Raw genomic sequence first — 16,293 nt, forward strand, 5'->3', positions numbered from 1 at the left:
GGCGCGGCTCAGCCGCCCCAGCCGGGGGCGAGCGCCGGCTCGCCATCGGCGATGAAGGCGTCGAAGGCCGCCAGGAACTGGTCGCGGTGGAAGTCGTCTTCCATCAGCAGCTCGTGGCGCGCACCGGCGATCTCCAGATAGCGGCAGGAGCGGGTCTGGCGCGCGAAGCGCTCCGAGGCCCTCGCCGAGACGATGCGGTCGCCGGTCGAGGCGACCAGCAGCACCGGCACCTGCAGCGAGGGGCCGAAATCCGGGTCGAAGAACCGCGTCATCGCGCGGCAGGCGGCCGCCAGCCAGTCGATGGTCGGCGCGCCGATCTCCAGGTCCGGATGGGCGCGCAGCACCGCCTCGTTGCGGCGGAAGCGGATCTCGTCGCTGGTGAGCGGATTGCCCTCGAACGGCATGTGGAACTTCGCCGCCCCGCCCGGCACATAGGCGGTGCCCAGCCCCACCGACGACAACGCGGTCGACAACGGGCAGATCAGCCGCTGCGGCAGCCCCACCTTGCCGAGCCCGATCAGCGGCGCCGACAGCACCGCCCGCTCGATGCGGGTGCGCAGCCGCCCGGCCGCCAGCAGCAGCACCGCCCCGCCGGTCGAATGCGCCAGCACGTGGTGCGGGCCGGGCATCGAGGCGAGCGCCACCTCGCCCATCACCGTGTCGAGATCCGTGACGAAATCGGCGAAATCGTCCACATGGCCGCGCGCCGGGTTGGACAGCAGGCGCTGCGAGCCGCCCTGGCCGCGCCAGTCGAACGTGACCACGGCAAAGCCGCGCGCGCGCAGGTCCGCGATGGTCTCGAAATATTTCTCGATGAACTCGGCCCGACCCTGCAGCAGCGTCACCGTGCCCTTGAGCGGGCCGCGGTCGGGCATCCAGCGCGCGGTGCGCAGGCGGATGCCGTCGGGCGTCGTCACCTGCTGGCAGATCGCCCCCTCCGGCACCGGATTGTCCGGATGATCGTAGAGCTCCATTGCCACCGCGCTGCACTCCAATCTTCCGGGCCGGACGTCAATGCATGACAGCCGGCGTCGCCACAAGTCCAGCGATCTCCGTGCCCTGACCCATACAGGAGCGGGGCCGCCGGCTCAACTCCGGCGGCCCCGTTCGGGAAGGTCCGGCGGGCGCAGGGCCCGCGGCGATTACAGGCGGCCGTAGCCGCCCCAACCGCGACCGCCCCAGCCGTGTCCGTGACCGCGGCCGATCGGTGCGCGGCCGACGACCTGGCCCGAATAGGCATCCACGACCAGGCGCTGCGGCATGCCGCGATAGCCGCGGGCATGGGCGACATAGACATGGCCGCGATGGCGCAGGCGGCTGATGTCGCGGAAGCCCTGGCGGTGCAGGCGCTTCACGATCTGGCGCGGGCCGAGGCGGTCGGCGCGGTAGCCGCGCGGGCGATGACGGTGGCCGACCAGCTGGACCTCGACGCTGGCGCCGGTGGATGCGGTGGCCGAGCCCGTGCCGATGCGGATATCGAGCGCCTGGGCGCTGGGAACCGAAAGAACGACACCAAGGGCGGCGACGGCGGCAAGAAGCGACTTCCTCATGGATCTGTCTCCTGTTTGGGCGCGTCAGCGCCGGTTGACGATCCGAAAGATGCACCGGCCCGCGTGAACCCTCCCGGAAGGCTCCGTTCACCTGTCGTTCAGGTGCCGGGACCGGCCGCCTGGCCCTTGCAAGGCGGAAGACGCGACCGGCGGGATGCCCCTCTTGAAAGCCGATTTCGCCCTCCCCATCTCGCAAGTCGCGGGTGCCACTGACGGGCCCGCGCACGGTCCCCTTCCCGGCCATGACGGCGGGATCGCACGGAACCGGAACCATCATCTGTTGCTCAACGAGAGGACACACCGATGCGTCACTTCGATTTCAGCCCGCTCTATCGTTCCACCGTCGGCTTCGACCGCCTGCTCTCCATGCTCGACAACAACACGGGCCAGGAGGCGCCGAGCTATCCGCCCTATAACATCGAGCGCACCGGCGAGAACGCCTACCGCATCACCATGGCGGTCGCCGGCTTCGGCGAGGCCGACCTGACGATCGAGGCCAAGGAGCACACGCTTTCGGTCAAGGGCGAGCGCGCCCAGGAAGCCGAGACCGGCGAGGTGCTCTATCGCGGCATCGCCTCGCGCGCCTTCGAGCGCCGCTTCCAGCTCGCCGACCATGTCGAGGTCAAGGGCGCCAGCCTGGAGAACGGCCTGCTGCATATCGACCTTGCCCGCGAGATTCCGGAGGCCATGAAGCCCCGCAAGATCGAGATCGGCAAGGCCGGCCAGAAGCAGATCGAGGGCAGCACCCACTGACGATCCGGCCCTGAAGGATCAGGCAGGCGAGACCTCGCTATCCCCCCCCCTCGGCGAGAGACACGCCTGCCCCCCGCGCCCGGCCTTTCCAAAGGCCGGGCGCTTTTCGTTCGGGATGCCGCGTCAGCGCGACAGCTCGAACTGGATCTCTATGCGGTTGTAGCCGGCCTTGCCGCCGCGCCAGTCGTGATAGACCTCCCGGCTCTGGCCCGACAGATGATGCCGCGTCTCGCCGATGGCCCGCAGCAAGGGCGCGTAGCCTTGCGTGAACAGCGTCCGGATGGGTCCCAGATGCACCGCGGACGCCACCATGATCGGCTCCAGATGCAGAACCTCCAGCGGGCCGTCATAGGCAGCAGCACCCGCCACCGGCAGGCAGATGCGCCAGTCGAACGCGGTCTTGCCGTCGCGCGGCAGGTTCTGCGCGATGAAGGTCCACGGCCCCGCCGCCGCAAGGCCGGCGCGCTGGCGCTCCGCCTCGATCTCGCTCGACAGCTCGGCGGCGGCCGATGCCACCTCGGGAATGGTCAGCCTGCGGGCAATCGAGAGGACATGCATGTCCTCGGTGGGGTGGATCTTCATCTGCTGTCGCTCCGGTCGTTTCGCTGAAACCGGCGCGAAGCTAGCCCCGTTCGGCTTTGCGCCAATCCGAAACGCGAAAACGAATTCCAAATTTCCGGCAGGAAAGCGGCGCACGGAGAAAATTGTTCCGCGCGCAGCCACCCCCTACCCCGCGGCGATCTCCAGGAAGCGCGCGACCTCTTCGGGCTTTGTGGCGAAGGACGTCACCAGCCGCACGCCTGACGTGCCCTCGCCCGCCTCGATCTCCGGCCATTCGTAGAACGCCGCCCCCGCCTCGCGCAGCCGCGCAATGGTGGCAAGGTCGAGCACCGGGAACACCTCGTTCGCCTCCACCGGATGGGCGAGCGCATGGCCGGACGCCGCGAGCCCCTCGGCCAGCCGGCTCGCCATCGCGTTGGCGTGGCGGGCGCTCTCCAGCCAGTGGCCGTTCTCCAGATAGCCGTCGAGCTGCGCCGCGACGAAGCGCGACTTGGAGAACAGGTGTCCGGCGCGCGAGCGGTGCGCAGCAAGATCGCGCAAGGCGTCCTGATTGAACACCACGATCGCCTCGGCGCACCAGCAGCCGTTCTTGGTGCCACCGAAGGACAGGACGTCGATCCCCGCCTTCCAGGTCATCTCCGCCGGGCTGCACCCAAGATGCACCAACGCGTTGGCGAAGCGCGCCCCGTCCATGTGGCAGACGAGATCGCGTTCCTTCGCCGCCCTCGTCAGCGCCGCCAGCTCGTCGGGCCGGTAGACCGTGCCGCACTCGCTCGCCTGGGTCAGGCTCACCGCCACCGGCGTGCCGAAGCGGCTGCCGGCCGGGTGCTTGGCCAGTTCGCGCGACAGGGCTTCCGCCGAGATGCGTCCGTTGCGCGTCTCCACCGGCACCATCTTCATGCCGTGCGAGAAGAACTCCGTCGCCCCCCACTCGTCGCACAGCACATGCGCGATGTCGCTGGTCAGCACCAGCCCGCCGGGCCTTGCGCAGGCCGCCATGGTCAGCGCATTCGCCGCCGTGCCGGTTGCGGTGAACCAGACCGTAAGGTCGTCCGTCTCGAAGATCTCGCGAAACCGGTCGCGAACCTTGAGGGTGAGCGGGTCCGTGCCGTAGGCCGGCGCGGCGCCCGTGTTGTGGCGGACCATGGCATCCATAACCGGCTGCGAGGCACCCGCCCAATTGTCGCTGGCGAAGATCATGGCGCGATCTAAGACCGCCCGGCGCGCCCTTGCAAGCCCGTCCGCACGCCTCTCCCGCGCCGCGGGGAAACGCCGCCCGGCGCGGCAACCGACACATTCTTTCCTTCCCGCCACGACAGCATTGCATTAATGACAAAAGCCCCCGGGCGTGGCGCAAGAAATAGTTTTGCGCGGGCTTGCAAGCCGCTTGCCCCCCCACGGGAAATCTGGCATTGTGCGCCTCCGCCAGATAGGACAGGATTGCTGTCCCTTTTGGCCGGAACGGAAGCGGCCGGGGCTGGCCGGCTTCCCGCGCCGCGCCCGCGGCACCCCGTTCGGACAGGCTGAACGCATCCGACGGCTGATCGTGGGCGGCAGCGTGTGCTACAACTGGTCGCGGGATCCGCCGGCGCTTTGTCCGGCGTATGACTGCGGCATGCGGGCGAAACGCCCTTGCCGGTGCGAAGCACCGAAACGGATTGCCGGCGGAAGTCCCGCAAGGGACATGCACCGCCGGAACAGGCGGACCGAAGGGCAGGTCCGCTTCACTGGTCAGCGTCAGGGCGAACGCCCGTTCGACGGACGAGCCGGGCTCCTCGATCACGAGAGAGCGCGACCCGAACGGAGAAGGACGGTCCCGGCGCAGTATGAAAGAGGGCAGACATGAGCAAGACCGAAGCGATGATCGAGGCGCTGGACTTCGTGACCGAAACCGCACCGGCCAAAGCGACGACTGCCCGCAAAACGCTGAACGAGCGACGCGAGGAAGCCGCACGGTCGGGTCTTTACAATCCCGCGCGCGAGCATGACGCCTGCGGCGTCGGCTTCGTCGCCCATCTCAAGGGCGTTCCCTCCCACCGCATCGTCTCCGACGGGTTGCAGGTGCTGGAGAACCTCACCCATCGCGGCGCGGTCGGTGCCGACCCCTTGATGGGCGACGGCGCCGGCATGCTGGTGCAGATCCCGCACGACTTCTTTGCCGCCGAGACCAAGGGCCTGGGCTTCGAGCTGCCCGAGAAGGGCCGCTACGGCGTCGGCTTCCTCTTCCTGCCGCAGGACCCGGCGCTGCGCCGCGTCTGCGAGGAGATCGTCGAGCGCGTCATCAACGCGGAAGGCCAGGCATGCCTTGGCTGGCGCGACGTGCCGGTCGACAACTCGTCCCTCTCCAAGGCGCCCGACATCGCGGCGACCGAGCCCTGCTCGCGCCAGGTGTTCATCGCCTGCCGCGACTGCGAGACCCAGGACGATTTCGAGCGCCGCCTCTTCGTGCTGCGCAAGGTGATCTCCAACGTCATCCGCGCCGAGACCGATGCCGTCACCAAGGGCTTCTACATCGTCTCGCTGTCGAGCCGGACGCTGGTCTACAAGGGCATGTTCCTGGCCTATCAGCTCGGCGCCTATTACGCCGACCTGAAGGACCCGCGCTTCACCTCGGCGCTGGCGCTGGTTCACCAGCGTTTCTCCACCAACACCTTCCCGTCCTGGGATCTTGCCCACCCCTACCGGATGGTCGCCCATAACGGCGAGATCAACACCCTGCGCGGCAACGTCAACTGGATGGCCGCCCGCCAGGCGAGCGTGTCCTCGCCCCTGTTCGGCGACGACATCTCCAAGCTGTGGCCGATCTCCTACGAGGGCCAGTCCGACACCGCCTGCTTCGACAACGCACTCGAGTTCCTCGTGCGCGGCGGCTACTCGCTCGCCCATGCGGCGATGATGCTGATCCCCGAGGCCTGGGCCGGCAACCCCTTGATGGACGAGAACCTGCGGGCCTTCTACGAGTACCACGCCGCCCTGATGGAGCCGTGGGACGGCCCGGCCGCTGTCGCCTTCACCGATGGCCGCCAGATCGGCGCGACCCTCGACCGCAACGGCCTGCGTCCGGCCCGCTACGTGGTGACCGACGACGATTTCGTCATCATGTCCTCCGAGGTCGGCGTGCTGCCGGTGCCGGAAGAGAAGATCATCCGCAAGTGGCGCCTGCAGCCGGGCAAGATGCTCCTGATCGATCTCGAGGAAGGCCGGATCATTTCCGACGACGAGATCAAGCGCCAGCTGTCCACCGCCAACCCCTACAAGGACTGGCTGCACCGCACCCAGATCGTGCTGGAGGAGATGCCGGCGGTGCGCGGCCGTGCGCCGGTGGCGGCGGAGACGCTGCTCGACCGCCAGCAGGCCTTCGGCTACACCCAGGAAGACATCAAGCTCCTGATGCATCCGATGGCGACCGTCGGCCAGGAAGCCATCGGCTCGATGGGCACCGACACGCCGATCTCCGCGCTGTCGGACAAGCCGAAGCTGCTCTACACCTATTTCAAGCAGAACTTCGCCCAGGTCACCAACCCGCCGATCGACCCGATCCGCGAGGAGCTGGTGATGAGCCTCGTGTCCTTCATCGGGCCGCGGCCGAACCTGTTCGATCTCAAGGGCCTGGCCACCTCCAAGCGTCTGGAGGTTCGCCAGCCGATCCTCACCAATGACGATCTGGAGAAGATCCGGACCATCGGCGACACCGCCGACAACCAGTTCTCGGCCAAGACGCTGGACATCACCTACGACGCGTCCAAGGGCGCGGGCGGCATGCGCGAGGCGCTCGACAACCTGTGCGCCAATGCCGAGAAGGCGGTGATCAACGGCTACAACATCGTCATCCTGTCCGACCGTCTGGTCAGCCGCGGCCGCATCGCCATTCCGGCGCTGCTGGCGACCGCTGCCGTGCACCATCACCTGATCCGCAAGGGCCTGCGCACCTCGGTCGGTCTGGTGGTGGAGACGGGCGAGGCGCGCGAGGTGCATCACTTCTGCGTGCTGGCCGGCTACGGCGCCGAGGCGATCAACCCCTATCTCGCCTTCGAGACGCTGCTGCAGCTCCATGCCGAGCTCGACTTCCCCGAGGAAGTCGACGCCGACGAGGTCGTCTATCGCTACATCAAGTCGATCGACAAGGGCATCCTCAAGGTCATGTCCAAGATGGGCATCTCGACCTACCAGTCCTATTGCGGCGCCCAGATCTTCGACGCGGTCGGCCTGTCGACCGACTTCGTCAACGAGTACTTCTTCGGCACCGCCACCATGATCGAGGGCATCGGCCTTGCCGAGGTCGCCGAGGAGACCGCCCGCCGTCACGCCGTCGCCTTCGCCGACGTGCCGGTGCTGCGCCGCTCGCTCGATGTCGGCGGCGAATACGCCTACCGCGTGCGCGGCGAGAGCCACCTGTGGACGCCGGAAGGCATTGCCTTCCTGCAGCATGCGGTGCGCTCCAACCTGCCCGAGCAGTATCGCGAGTTCGCCCGCGAGACCAACGAGCACAACGGCCGCTTCACCATTCGCGGGCTGTTCCGCGTCAAGACCGCAGAGGATGTCGGCCGCGCGCCGATCTCCATCGACGAGGTCGAACCGGCGGCCGAGATCGTCAAGCGCTTCTCGACCGGCGCCATGTCCTTCGGCTCGATCTCGCGCGAGGCCCACTCGACGCTGGCCGTCGCCATGAACCGGATCGGCGGCAAGTCGAACACCGGCGAAGGCGGCGAGGAGCCGGAGCGCTACATGCCGCTGCCGGACGGGTCGCAGAACCCGATGCGCTCGGCGATCAAGCAGGTCGCCTCGGGCCGCTTCGGCGTGACCACCGACTACCTCGTCAACTCGGACATGATCCAGATCAAGGTGGCCCAGGGCGCCAAGCCCGGCGAAGGCGGCCAGCTGCCCGGCCACAAGGTCGACGCGGTGATCGCCAAGGTCCGCCACTCGACGCAGGGCGTGGGCCTGATCTCGCCGCCGCCGCATCACGACATCTATTCGATCGAGGATCTGGCGCAGCTGATCTACGATCTGAAGAACGTCAACCCGGCGGCCGACATCTCGGTCAAGCTGGTGTCGGAAGTCGGTGTCGGCACGGTTGCCGCCGGCGTTGCCAAGGCGCGCGCCGACCACATCACCGTGTCCGGCTATGACGGCGGCACCGGCGCCTCGCCGCTGACCTCGATCAAGCATGCCGGCAGCCCCTGGGAGATCGGCCTTGCCGAGACCCAGCAGACCTTGGTGCTGAACGGGCTGCGCTCGCGCATCGCCCTGCAGGTCGACGGCGGCCTGAAGACCGGGCGCGACGTCATCGTCGGCGCGCTGCTGGGTGCCGACGAGTTCGGCTTCTCGACCGCGCCGCTGATCGCCGCCGGCTGCATCATGATGCGCAAGTGCCACCTGAACACCTGCCCGGTCGGCATCGCCACCCAGGATCCGGTGCTGCGCAAGCGCTTCAAGGGCGCGCCGGAGCATGTGGTCAACTACTTCTTCTTCGTCGCCGAGGAAGTCCGCGAGATCATGGCCGCGATGGGCATCGCCCGTTTCGACGATCTCGTCGGCCGCACCGACCTGCTCGACCAGGAGAAGATGATCGACCACTGGAAGGCGCGCGGCCTCGACTTCTCGCGCATCTTCCACATGCCCGAAGCCCCGGCCGAGGCGAAGCGCTGGACCGAGCGCCAGAAGCACCCGATCGACGACGTTCTCGACCGCCGCCTGATCGCGGCCGCCGAGCCGGCGCTGGAGCGCAAGGAGCCGGTCGTGATCACCGAGACCATCGGCAATGTCGACCGCTCCGCCGGTGCGATGCTGTCGGGCGAGGTGGCCAAGCGCTTCGGCCACAAGGGCCTGAAGGGCGGCACCATCGACGTGCGGCTGACCGGCACCGCCGGCCAGGCCTTCGGCGCCTTCCTCGCGCGCGGCATCACCATGACGCTCGAGGGCGATGCCAACGACTATGTCGGCAAGGGCCTGGCGGGCGGCAAGCTCGTCATCCGTCCGAACCCGAAGAGCGCCGCCGATCCGGACTACTCGATCATCGCCGGCAACACCGTGCTCTACGGTGCGACCGAGGGCGAGTGCTACATCCGCGGTATCGCCGGCGAGCGTTTCGCGGTCCGCAACTCGGGTGCCATCGCCGTCGTCGAGGGCGTGGGCGACCACGGCTGCGAATACATGACCGGCGGTGTCGTCGTCGTGCTCGGCTGGACGGGGCGCAACTTCGCGGCTGGCATGTCGGGCGGCGTGGCCTATGTGCTGGACGAGGACGGCTCGTTCCGCAACCGCTGCAACCTCGCCATGGTCGACATCGAGCCGGTCCCGGAGGAGGACGACCTCCTGGAGAAGCTCCACCACCATGGTGGCGACATCGAGCACAAGGGCCGCGTGGATCTGTCTGCCGACATGACGCGGCACGACGACGAGCGGCTTCGCCAGATCATCTCCAACCACATCGCCCATACCGGCTCGGCCTGGGCGCAGGAGATCCTGGAGAAGTGGGACGAGTTCCGCCCGAAATTCGTGAAGGTGATGCCGGTCGAGTACCGCCGCGCCCTCAGGGAAATGGAAGAAAAGCGGCTCGGCCTGGTGGCGGCCGAGTAAGGGAGACGAGAGATCATGGGAAAAGTTACCGGTTTCCTGGAGATCGACCGGCAGGAACAGAAGTACCAGCCGGCCTCCGACCGCATCCGCCACTTCAGGGAGTTCACCCTGCCGCTCGAGGACAAGGAAGTCGAGCGCCAGGCTGCCCGTTGCATGGATTGCGGCGTGCCCTATTGCCATGGGCCCGTCGGCTGTCCGGTCAACAACCAGATCCCGGACTGGAACGACCTGGTCTATAACGGCGACTGGGAAGAGGCGGCGCGCAACCTGCACTCGACCAACAACTTCCCGGAGTTCACCGGCCGCATCTGCCCCGCCCCGTGCGAGGAAGCCTGCACGCTGAACCTCGAGGACGTGCCGGTCGCCATCAAGACCGTGGAACAGGCGATTGCCGACAAGGCCTGGGCCGAAGGGTGGATCCGCCCCGAGCCGGCGCCGTTCCGCACCGGCAAGACCGTCGCCATCGTCGGCGCCGGTCCCGCCGGCCTTGCCGCGGCCCAGCAGCTGGCCCGCGCCGGCCACACGGTGCATGTCTACGAGCGCGAGCCGCGCGCCGGCGGCCTGATGCGCTACGGCATTCCCGACTTCAAGATGGAAAAGCACTATATCGACCGCCGCGTCGAGCAGATGGAGGGCGAAGGCGTCGTCTTCCATTACGGTGCCAATGTCGGCGTCAACCTGACGGTGGACGAGCTCAAGCAGCGCCATGACGCGGTGCTGCTGACCGTCGGCGCCGAGCGTCCGCGCGATCCCGAGCTTCCGGGCATGGACCTTCAGGGCTGCATGTATGCCATGCCGTTCCTGGTCCAGCAGAACCGCCGCGTCGGCGGCGAGGACGTCTCGGCCGAGCAGCCCTACTGGGCCGGCGGCAAGCATGTCGTCGTCATCGGCGGCGGCGACACGGCCTCGGACTGCGTCGGCACCTCGTTCCGCCAGGGCGCCCTGTCGGTGACCCAGCTCGACATCCGCCAGCGTCCGCCGGAGAAGGAGGACAAGCTGACGGTGTGGCCGTACTGGCCGACCAAGATGCGCACCTCCTCCAGCCAGGCGGAAGGTGCCGAGCGCGAGTTCGCGGCCGCCACCCTTGCTCTCGTCGGCGAGGACGGCCACGTCACCGGCGTCAAGTGCGCCCGCGTCGACGAGAAGCGCCGGCCGATCCCGGGCAGCGAGTTCATCCTGCGCGCCGAACTGGTGCTGGTCGCCATCGGCTTTGCCGGGCCCATGGAAGGCACCTACCTCGCCGAGCTGGGCGACAGCATCGAGCGCGACGCCCGCACCAACGTCAAGGCGAACACCCAGGACTACAAGACGTCCATCGACGGCGTGTTCGCCGCCGGCGACGTCCGCCGGGGCCAGTCGCTGGTGGTCTGGGCGATCCGCGAGGGCCGTCAGGCCGCACGGGCCATCGACCTGCACCTGACGGGCAGCTCGAACCTGCCGCGCTGAGCGGAGCGATTTTGCAAAGCGTGAGGCCGTTCGAGACGGCCTTTCGCAAAATCTCGCAAGATTTTGCAAAATCGTCTCAAAAAAAGATAAGCAATATCAAAGAGAAAGGCGCCGCTTGCGGCGCCTTTCTCAATTTCTCAAGGCCTGAAAACGGCACTTATCCCCACCGGGACGCTGGTTTATCCCCGTGAGGGTCAGGCCGCGCGGATGCTCGACAGGAAGCCGCCGACCTGCTCGCGCAGCGCCTCGGACAGCTGGGCAAGTTCGGAGCTGGCGCCGCGGATTTCGTCCGTGGCGGCCCGGGTCGAACCGCTGGCGCGGCTGAGCGCGTCCATGCTGGAGGCCACGTTTTCGGTGCTTTGCGTCGCGAACTCGACGCTCTGGCTGATCTCGCCGGTCGCCGACATCTGCTTCTGAACCGCCTGCAGGATCGTGTCGGAGATCGAGTGAATGCGCTCGACCGTGCCGGCGATGGAGCGGATCGCCCCGACCGCCTGCTCGGACACCTGCTGCACCGCCTCGACCTGCTGGGAAATATCCTCGGTCGCCCGCGAGGTCTGGCCCGCCAACGTCTTGACTTCATTGGCAACGACGGCAAAGCCCCGGCCCATTTCCCCGGCCCGCGCCGCCTCGATGGTGGCGTTCAGCGCCAAGAGGTTGGTCTGGTCGGCGATCTGCTTGATCAGATCGACAACCTCGCCGATGGCCCGCCCGCTTTCCGCCAGCCGGCCGACGATGGCATCGGTCGAGCGCGATTCCTCGACCGCCGCCCGCGCCATTTCCGCCGCCTGCTCCATCTCCCGGCCGATCGACAGGATCGACTGGGACATCTCTTCGGCCGCCTCCGCCGCCGTCGAAACCGAGCTGGATGCCTGGATCGAGGAGCCGGACGCCTCGTCGACGGCGCTTGCGGCCATGTCGACCGCCCCGTCCAGATCCTTGGTCAGATGGGCGACCCGCCCGGCCGCATCGCCCAGCCGGTGAACGACGCCGACCACGGTCTGCTCGAACTCCGCCGCCACCTGGTTCAGCGTCTCGCCGCGCTGGCTCGCCATGCGCTGCTGCTGCTGCAGCGCCTCGCGCGCGTCCTGCTCCGCCTTTTCCGAAAGCCGCACACGGAAATCCGCCACCGAACGGGCGATGGCGCCGATCTCGTCGCGCCGCTCCGCGCCTGCGACCGTAATGCCGAAATCGCCGTTGGACAGGGCCACCAGCCCTTCCTGCAACGCTTTCAGCGGCCGCCGCACGCCCATCGCCAGCACGAAGGCCAACGCCAGGAAGGCAATGCCGACGGGAAGACAGACGAGCACGATCTCCAGCATCTGTTCCAGGATCAGCCCGTCGAGCTTGGCGGTGGCAGCCGGGCCCAGCAGCTCCTGCGCGTGCACCGGATCGCCCAGTGCCGACAGCAGCGAGCGCCGGAACACGTAGAAGGCATATCCCGTACCCGCCATCATGATGAGCGCGGCTGTCGCGACCATGAGCAGGAAGCGTCCCGTCACGGTAAGGGACCAGGGAGCGGAGCGGGAAATGGCCATGTTCGGGACCTGGACTGCGTTGCGAGGTCGACAGGCTTCCCGAAAAACGTGAAAAATTAGGTAATTACGTAGAATTCCGGAGGTCTGCCCCTGTCCGCGCCGCGTTCGGCAGCAAGTCGAGGGCTCGCATAGTCCCGAAACTTACGGGGCGCGGAAGTCGTCGACCCGTCCGCTCTGCGGCGCAATGGGCGCGCCTTGCACGATCAACTGGTATTGCGGCGTGTCGACGACGGGCGCGTTCTTGGCGTTTTCGCCGCCGGCCAGAACCGTCTCCGGCGCGCCCTGCCGCCCGGTCAGAACGATGAAATTGGGATCGTCCTCCACCCCCTCGAAGGCGAAGGCGCCCGACGAGCCGAGGATGCGGGCAATGGAGCGCTCGGCGAAGAAGGCGATCTTGCGCCGGCCGTGCCAGGTGAAGCCGATGCCGTCGGCCGAGCGCAGCTGCCGGCGCGTGCCTTCCACGTCGGGGCCGTAGGACGTGTAGCCGCCGTTTTCGTCCAGGAACACGTCCCACACGTCGACATAGATGGCGTTGGCCGCTTCCGCCCGCTGCTTGGCGACCGTGTTGATATGGGCAAAGTCGTTGCGCCGGGCGACGCCCTTGGGCGGCGGCAGGCCGACCCAGACCACCGGCGTGCGCTGCGCCCGCGCGACGGCGACCAGATCGCCGATCCGCTGGCCATAGATCGCGTTCCACGCCTCGCTGCGGAACGGGGCCGTGCCGGTTTCCGTCGTGATATCGCGCTGGTCGAGCGAGCCGATCAGCATCACGATCGCCGCAACGCGGCGGCCCTGGATGATGCCACGAACCCGATCGCCGAGCGTGCCGGGACCGGCGCCCGCAAGGCCCGCATCGTTGATCGACAGGCTGTCGACGCGCACCGACGGGACTTCCGAATAGGTCGCCTCCAGCCCTTCCGCCAGCTCGCCGGCCAGCGCATCGCCGACCACCAGGACCACCCGTGCGTCGGCCTCCTTCGGCACCTCGACAACCACGGGCCGCACCGGCTCGCGCGAGGGCTGAAGCCGCTGGCGCGGTTCGCGCGGCTGGATGCGGGTGCGGCGGCGGCTGTTGTCGACGCCGAACAGCCGCAGCAGCGGCGACAGCGGGTGGAAGTTCGACTTGCGCGAATCTCCCGGCTGGACGATCGGCCGGCCGTTCTGCGCCAGCGCCGAAACCGGGCCGAAATCGGCCACCTTGCCCGGCTGCAGGTCGGGCAGCAGCAGGCAGAATGCGGTGACCAGCGCCACCAGCATGGCCAGCCGGAAACGCCCGCGCGCCGAATGGCGGGCAGGCACGCCGGGACGACGCGCGGAGAAAGTGGCACAAGCTGTCATGGCACCGATTTTACGGCCCTTGCGGGAGGAAGGGAACAGATTCCGGTCGGAGGTTTGAATCGCGCGCCTGTCGCGATCCTTCAAGACGGGACAAACCGGCCTTGCCATAGCGATCAGGCAGTCAATTTTCGGAGCAGGACATGATCTTCAGATACTCGATCCTCTATGTCGACGACGTCCCGGCGACGCTCGATTTCTACGAGCGCGCCTTCGCACTGCAGCGCGGCTTCCTGCATGACGGCGGCGACTATGGCGAGCTCGCGACCGGCGAGACGCGTCTTGCCTTTTCCTCCAAGACCCTGATGCGCCAACTCGGCAAGACGCCGAGCCAGGCCGACGCGAAGGCGCCGGTCTTCGAGCTCGCCTTCGAGACGGACGACGTGCATGCAGCGCTCGAGCGGGCGGTGGCGGCCGGCGCCACGCTGCTGCAGGACGCACGCCGCGAGGAGTGGGGACAGACCACTGCTTATGTCAGCGATCCCAACGGCTATCTGGTGGAAATCTGCTCGCCGGTCCAGTTGCCGAGCGCCGGCTGACACGCCAGCTCCAGAAGGGCGCGATCCCGGCGCAGCCGCTCCGGGCTCGCTCCGAACCAGCGGGCGAGCTCCCGGGTCATGTGCGCCTGATCGGCAAAGCCGCACTCCGCGGCAATCTCCGCCAGCGGGGCTGCGCCGGCCAGTCGTCCGGCGGCCCTGCGTGCCCGTCCCAGCAAGCGCCAGTGGTCGGGCGGCGGCAGGCCCTGCTCGCGGAACCGCCGCTGCAGCGAGCGCGGCGACAGGCCGAGCCCGCGTGCGACCGAGGCAAGGCTTTCGCCCGGCCCGGCCAGCAACCGGATAGCGGTGCCGACGTCGCCGCCCCTGCCCTCCAGTCCGGCAAGCGCATTGCCGAGGATTTCCGCAACTCCATCGCCGGATCCACGCTCCGCGTCGCGGGCGATCTCCGCCAGAACCTGCGGCGCAATGCCGGCCCCCGGCCTCAGGCGAAAGCCCTCGATCAAGGTTCCGGCCGCCAGTTCGGCGATGCGCGGGCAAAGGTCGAATGCGGTCAGCACGACCTGCGGCGCCGCGCCCGCCCGGTGCAGCACCAGGACGTCGCGGCAGCCGTCGGGCAGCACCGGCGTCCTTTCGGGCGCCGTCGCCAGATGCTGCCAGGCGAGGAAGGCCGCTCCATCCGGCACCGGCTCAGCGTCCCCTGCGGATGTGCTCCAGCAGCGCCACCGAGGCATAGCCGTCCGGGATCAGGCCAGCTGCCGTCTGATAGGCGCGGATGCCGCGCCGTGTGGCCGGTCCCACCTGCCCGTCCGCCGTGCCGACGGAAAAGCCGCGCCGGTTGAGCAGCGTCTGCAGTTCCTCCGCCTGCGGCTTCGACAGCGGCAGGGCATCGCGCTGCCAGGCATGGACGAACGGCCCGCCGCCTCGGATCCGGTCGGCGAGATGGCCGACGGCCAGGGCATAGGCGGTGGCGTTGTTGTAGCGCTTGATGACGAAGAAGTTCTTCAGCATCAGGAAGGCCGGGCCCGACGCGCCGGCTGGCAGCACCAGCTCGGCATTGTCGGACGGGCGCGGGAAGTCGCGACCGCCGGGGCGGCGCACGCCGATCCGCGACCATTCGCCGAGCGAGCGGTCGGTGTCGGCCAGCGTGTAGTCGAAGCCGCGCGGCAGCTCGACCTCGTAACCCCAGGTCTTGCCGCCCTGCCAGCCGTGCTTTTTCAGGTAGTTGGCGGTGGAGGCAAGCGCATCGGGGATGTTGGTCCAGATGTCGCGCCGGCCGTCGCCGTCATAGTCGGCCGCATACTGCTTCCAGCTGGAAGGCATGAACTGGGTGTGGCCCATCGCGCCGGCCCAGGACCCTTCCATCCGGTCGGGCGAGACGTGGCCGGCGTCGAGGATCTGCAATGCCGTCACCAGCTCACGCTGCCAGAACTCGCGCCGGCGCGGCGCGGCATAGGCCAGCGTCGCCAGGGCGCGCACCACATAGTGCTTGCCCATGAAGTTGCCGTAGTTGGTCTCCATGCCCCAGATCGCCACGACCGCGTGGCGCTCGACGCCGTAGCGGCTCTCGATCACCGCCAGCTCGCGGGCATAGGTCTGCAGCATCTGGCGACCGTTCTCGACGCGCGTGTCGGAGACGGCGCTGTCCAGGTACTCCCAGATCGGCTTCACGAATTCCGACTGCCGGTTCATGAGCCGGATCGTATCCTCGTCCGGCGTCATGCCCTGGAACGCCCGGCGATAGGTCGCCTGCGACACACCCGCCGCCCGCGCCGTCGACCAGAATCCGTCCACCCAGCGGGTAAAACCGGCATCGGCCATCGCCGCGCCGGTCGGCAGGCAGAGCGTCAGCGCAAGTCCGAGGGCACCGGCCAGCCGCCGCACGGAACGGGCCGGCCCCCTTGCATGGCTCTGAAGCAAAAACATCAACACTCCTGATCGTCTCCCGGTGGAACCGCCTGCTTGCGTTATGCAGGCCCGGCTCCCTCGCCCCCCGACGCCCCGGATTTCCGGACCGGCCCGACAGGCCGGTCGCAC

At 68.2% G+C, this 16,293-nt stretch carries 12 protein-coding genes; 4 read left to right on the forward strand and 8 right to left on the reverse strand.

The features are described from left to right. Positions 1 to 8: 8 nt before the first annotated feature. Positions 9 to 974: an alpha/beta fold hydrolase gene (locus H7H34_RS18960; RefSeq protein ID WP_185926608.1), complete on the reverse strand. Its 966-nt coding sequence runs from the start codon at positions 972 to 974 to the stop codon at positions 9 to 11. A gap of 168 nt (positions 975 to 1,142) precedes the next feature. Further along, on the reverse strand, positions 1,143 to 1,550 hold the full coding sequence (locus tag H7H34_RS18965; RefSeq protein ID WP_120269639.1) for a hypothetical protein: 408 nt from the start codon (positions 1,548 to 1,550) through the stop codon (positions 1,143 to 1,145). Positions 1,551 to 1,853: 303 nt separating this feature from the next. Here H7H34_RS18965 and H7H34_RS18970 point away from each other — a divergent pair, with 303 nt between their 5' ends. Beyond that, positions 1,854 to 2,303, forward strand: a complete 450-nt coding sequence (locus H7H34_RS18970) for an Hsp20 family protein (protein ID WP_120269640.1) — start codon at positions 1,854 to 1,856, stop codon at positions 2,301 to 2,303. A 123-nt stretch (positions 2,304 to 2,426) separates the two neighbouring features. Here the strand turns inward: H7H34_RS18970 and H7H34_RS18975 are convergent, their stop codons facing one another. Then, the gene (locus H7H34_RS18975) at positions 2,427 to 2,885 is read right to left on the reverse strand and encodes a GyrI-like domain-containing protein (protein WP_185926111.1); all 459 of its coding nucleotides are present in this window, start codon (positions 2,883 to 2,885) and stop codon (positions 2,427 to 2,429) included. 144 nt (positions 2,886 to 3,029) lie between these two features. After that, positions 3,030 to 4,064 (reverse strand): threonine aldolase family protein, encoded by a 1,035-nt coding sequence (locus H7H34_RS18980; protein ID WP_185926112.1) that lies wholly within the window; start codon positions 4,062 to 4,064, stop codon positions 3,030 to 3,032. A gap of 660 nt (positions 4,065 to 4,724) precedes the next feature. Between H7H34_RS18980 and gltB the strand changes: the two genes are divergently transcribed. Both gltB and H7H34_RS18990 read left to right on the forward strand, forming a co-directional pair. Then, positions 4,725 to 9,443, forward strand: a complete 4,719-nt coding sequence (gltB, locus tag H7H34_RS18985) for a glutamate synthase large subunit (protein ID WP_120269761.1) — start codon at positions 4,725 to 4,727, stop codon at positions 9,441 to 9,443. Between the two features lie 15 nt (positions 9,444 to 9,458). Next, positions 9,459 to 10,889: a glutamate synthase subunit beta gene (locus tag H7H34_RS18990; RefSeq protein WP_120269643.1), complete on the forward strand. Its 1,431-nt coding sequence runs from the start codon at positions 9,459 to 9,461 to the stop codon at positions 10,887 to 10,889. 194 nt (positions 10,890 to 11,083) lie between these two features. On the opposite strand, the gene H7H34_RS18995 is transcribed toward H7H34_RS18990, so the two are convergent. Then, positions 11,084 to 12,427 carry a methyl-accepting chemotaxis protein gene (locus H7H34_RS18995; protein ID WP_209006256.1) on the reverse strand — a complete coding sequence of 448 codons (1,344 nt, stop codon included), beginning with the start codon at positions 12,425 to 12,427 and terminating at the stop codon, positions 11,084 to 11,086. Positions 12,428 to 12,568: 141 nt separating this feature from the next. Beyond that, a complete protein-coding gene (locus H7H34_RS19000; RefSeq protein ID WP_185926113.1) occupies positions 12,569 to 13,765 on the reverse strand; it encodes an SGNH/GDSL hydrolase family protein in 1,197 nt (398 codons plus the stop codon). Positions 13,766 to 13,905: 140 nt separating this feature from the next. Between H7H34_RS19000 and H7H34_RS19005 the strand changes: the two genes are divergently transcribed. Beyond that, positions 13,906 to 14,301: a VOC family protein gene (locus H7H34_RS19005; RefSeq protein ID WP_185926114.1), complete on the forward strand. Its 396-nt coding sequence runs from the start codon at positions 13,906 to 13,908 to the stop codon at positions 14,299 to 14,301. On the opposite strand, the gene H7H34_RS19010 is transcribed toward H7H34_RS19005, so the two are convergent. Then, complete coding sequence (locus tag H7H34_RS19010) at positions 14,253 to 14,942, reverse strand: helix-turn-helix domain-containing protein (RefSeq protein WP_209006257.1); 690 nt, start codon at positions 14,940 to 14,942, stop codon at positions 14,253 to 14,255. The two genes, H7H34_RS19005 and H7H34_RS19010, sit on opposite strands and share 49 nt — an antisense overlap. A 4-nt stretch (positions 14,943 to 14,946) precedes the next feature. Then, a complete protein-coding gene (locus H7H34_RS19015; protein WP_185926116.1) occupies positions 14,947 to 16,182 on the reverse strand; it encodes a lytic murein transglycosylase in 1,236 nt (411 codons plus the stop codon). Positions 16,183 to 16,293: the final 111 nt, after the last annotated feature.

The organism is Stappia sp. 28M-7 (assembly GCF_014252955.1).
Lineage (GTDB): Bacteria > Pseudomonadota > Alphaproteobacteria > Rhizobiales > Stappiaceae > Stappia.

Excerpts from the sequence above, each read along its gene's own strand:
- H7H34_RS18960 (WP_185926608.1), bottom strand. The coding sequence starts at position 974 with ATGGAGCTCTACGATCATCCGGACAATCCGGTGCCGGAGGGGGCGATC.
- H7H34_RS19005 (WP_185926114.1), top strand. The coding sequence starts at position 13,906 with ATGATCTTCAGATACTCGATCCTCTATGTCGACGACGTCCCGGCGACG.
- H7H34_RS18995 (WP_209006256.1), bottom strand. The coding sequence starts at position 12,427 with ATGGCCATTTCCCGCTCCGCTCCCTGGTCCCTTACCGTGACGGGACGC.
- gltB (WP_120269761.1), top strand. The coding sequence starts at position 4,725 with ATGATCGAGGCGCTGGACTTCGTGACCGAAACCGCACCGGCCAAAGCG.
- H7H34_RS18970 (WP_120269640.1), top strand. The coding sequence starts at position 1,854 with ATGCGTCACTTCGATTTCAGCCCGCTCTATCGTTCCACCGTCGGCTTC.
- H7H34_RS19000 (WP_185926113.1), bottom strand. The coding sequence starts at position 13,765 with ATGACAGCTTGTGCCACTTTCTCCGCGCGTCGTCCCGGCGTGCCTGCC.
- H7H34_RS18980 (WP_185926112.1), bottom strand. The coding sequence starts at position 4,064 with ATGATCTTCGCCAGCGACAATTGGGCGGGTGCCTCGCAGCCGGTTATG.
- H7H34_RS18965 (WP_120269639.1), bottom strand. The coding sequence starts at position 1,550 with ATGAGGAAGTCGCTTCTTGCCGCCGTCGCCGCCCTTGGTGTCGTTCTT.
- H7H34_RS19015 (WP_185926116.1), bottom strand. The coding sequence starts at position 16,182 with ATGTTTTTGCTTCAGAGCCATGCAAGGGGGCCGGCCCGTTCCGTGCGG.
- H7H34_RS18990 (WP_120269643.1), top strand. The coding sequence starts at position 9,459 with ATGGGAAAAGTTACCGGTTTCCTGGAGATCGACCGGCAGGAACAGAAG.
- H7H34_RS18975 (WP_185926111.1), bottom strand. The coding sequence starts at position 2,885 with ATGAAGATCCACCCCACCGAGGACATGCATGTCCTCTCGATTGCCCGC.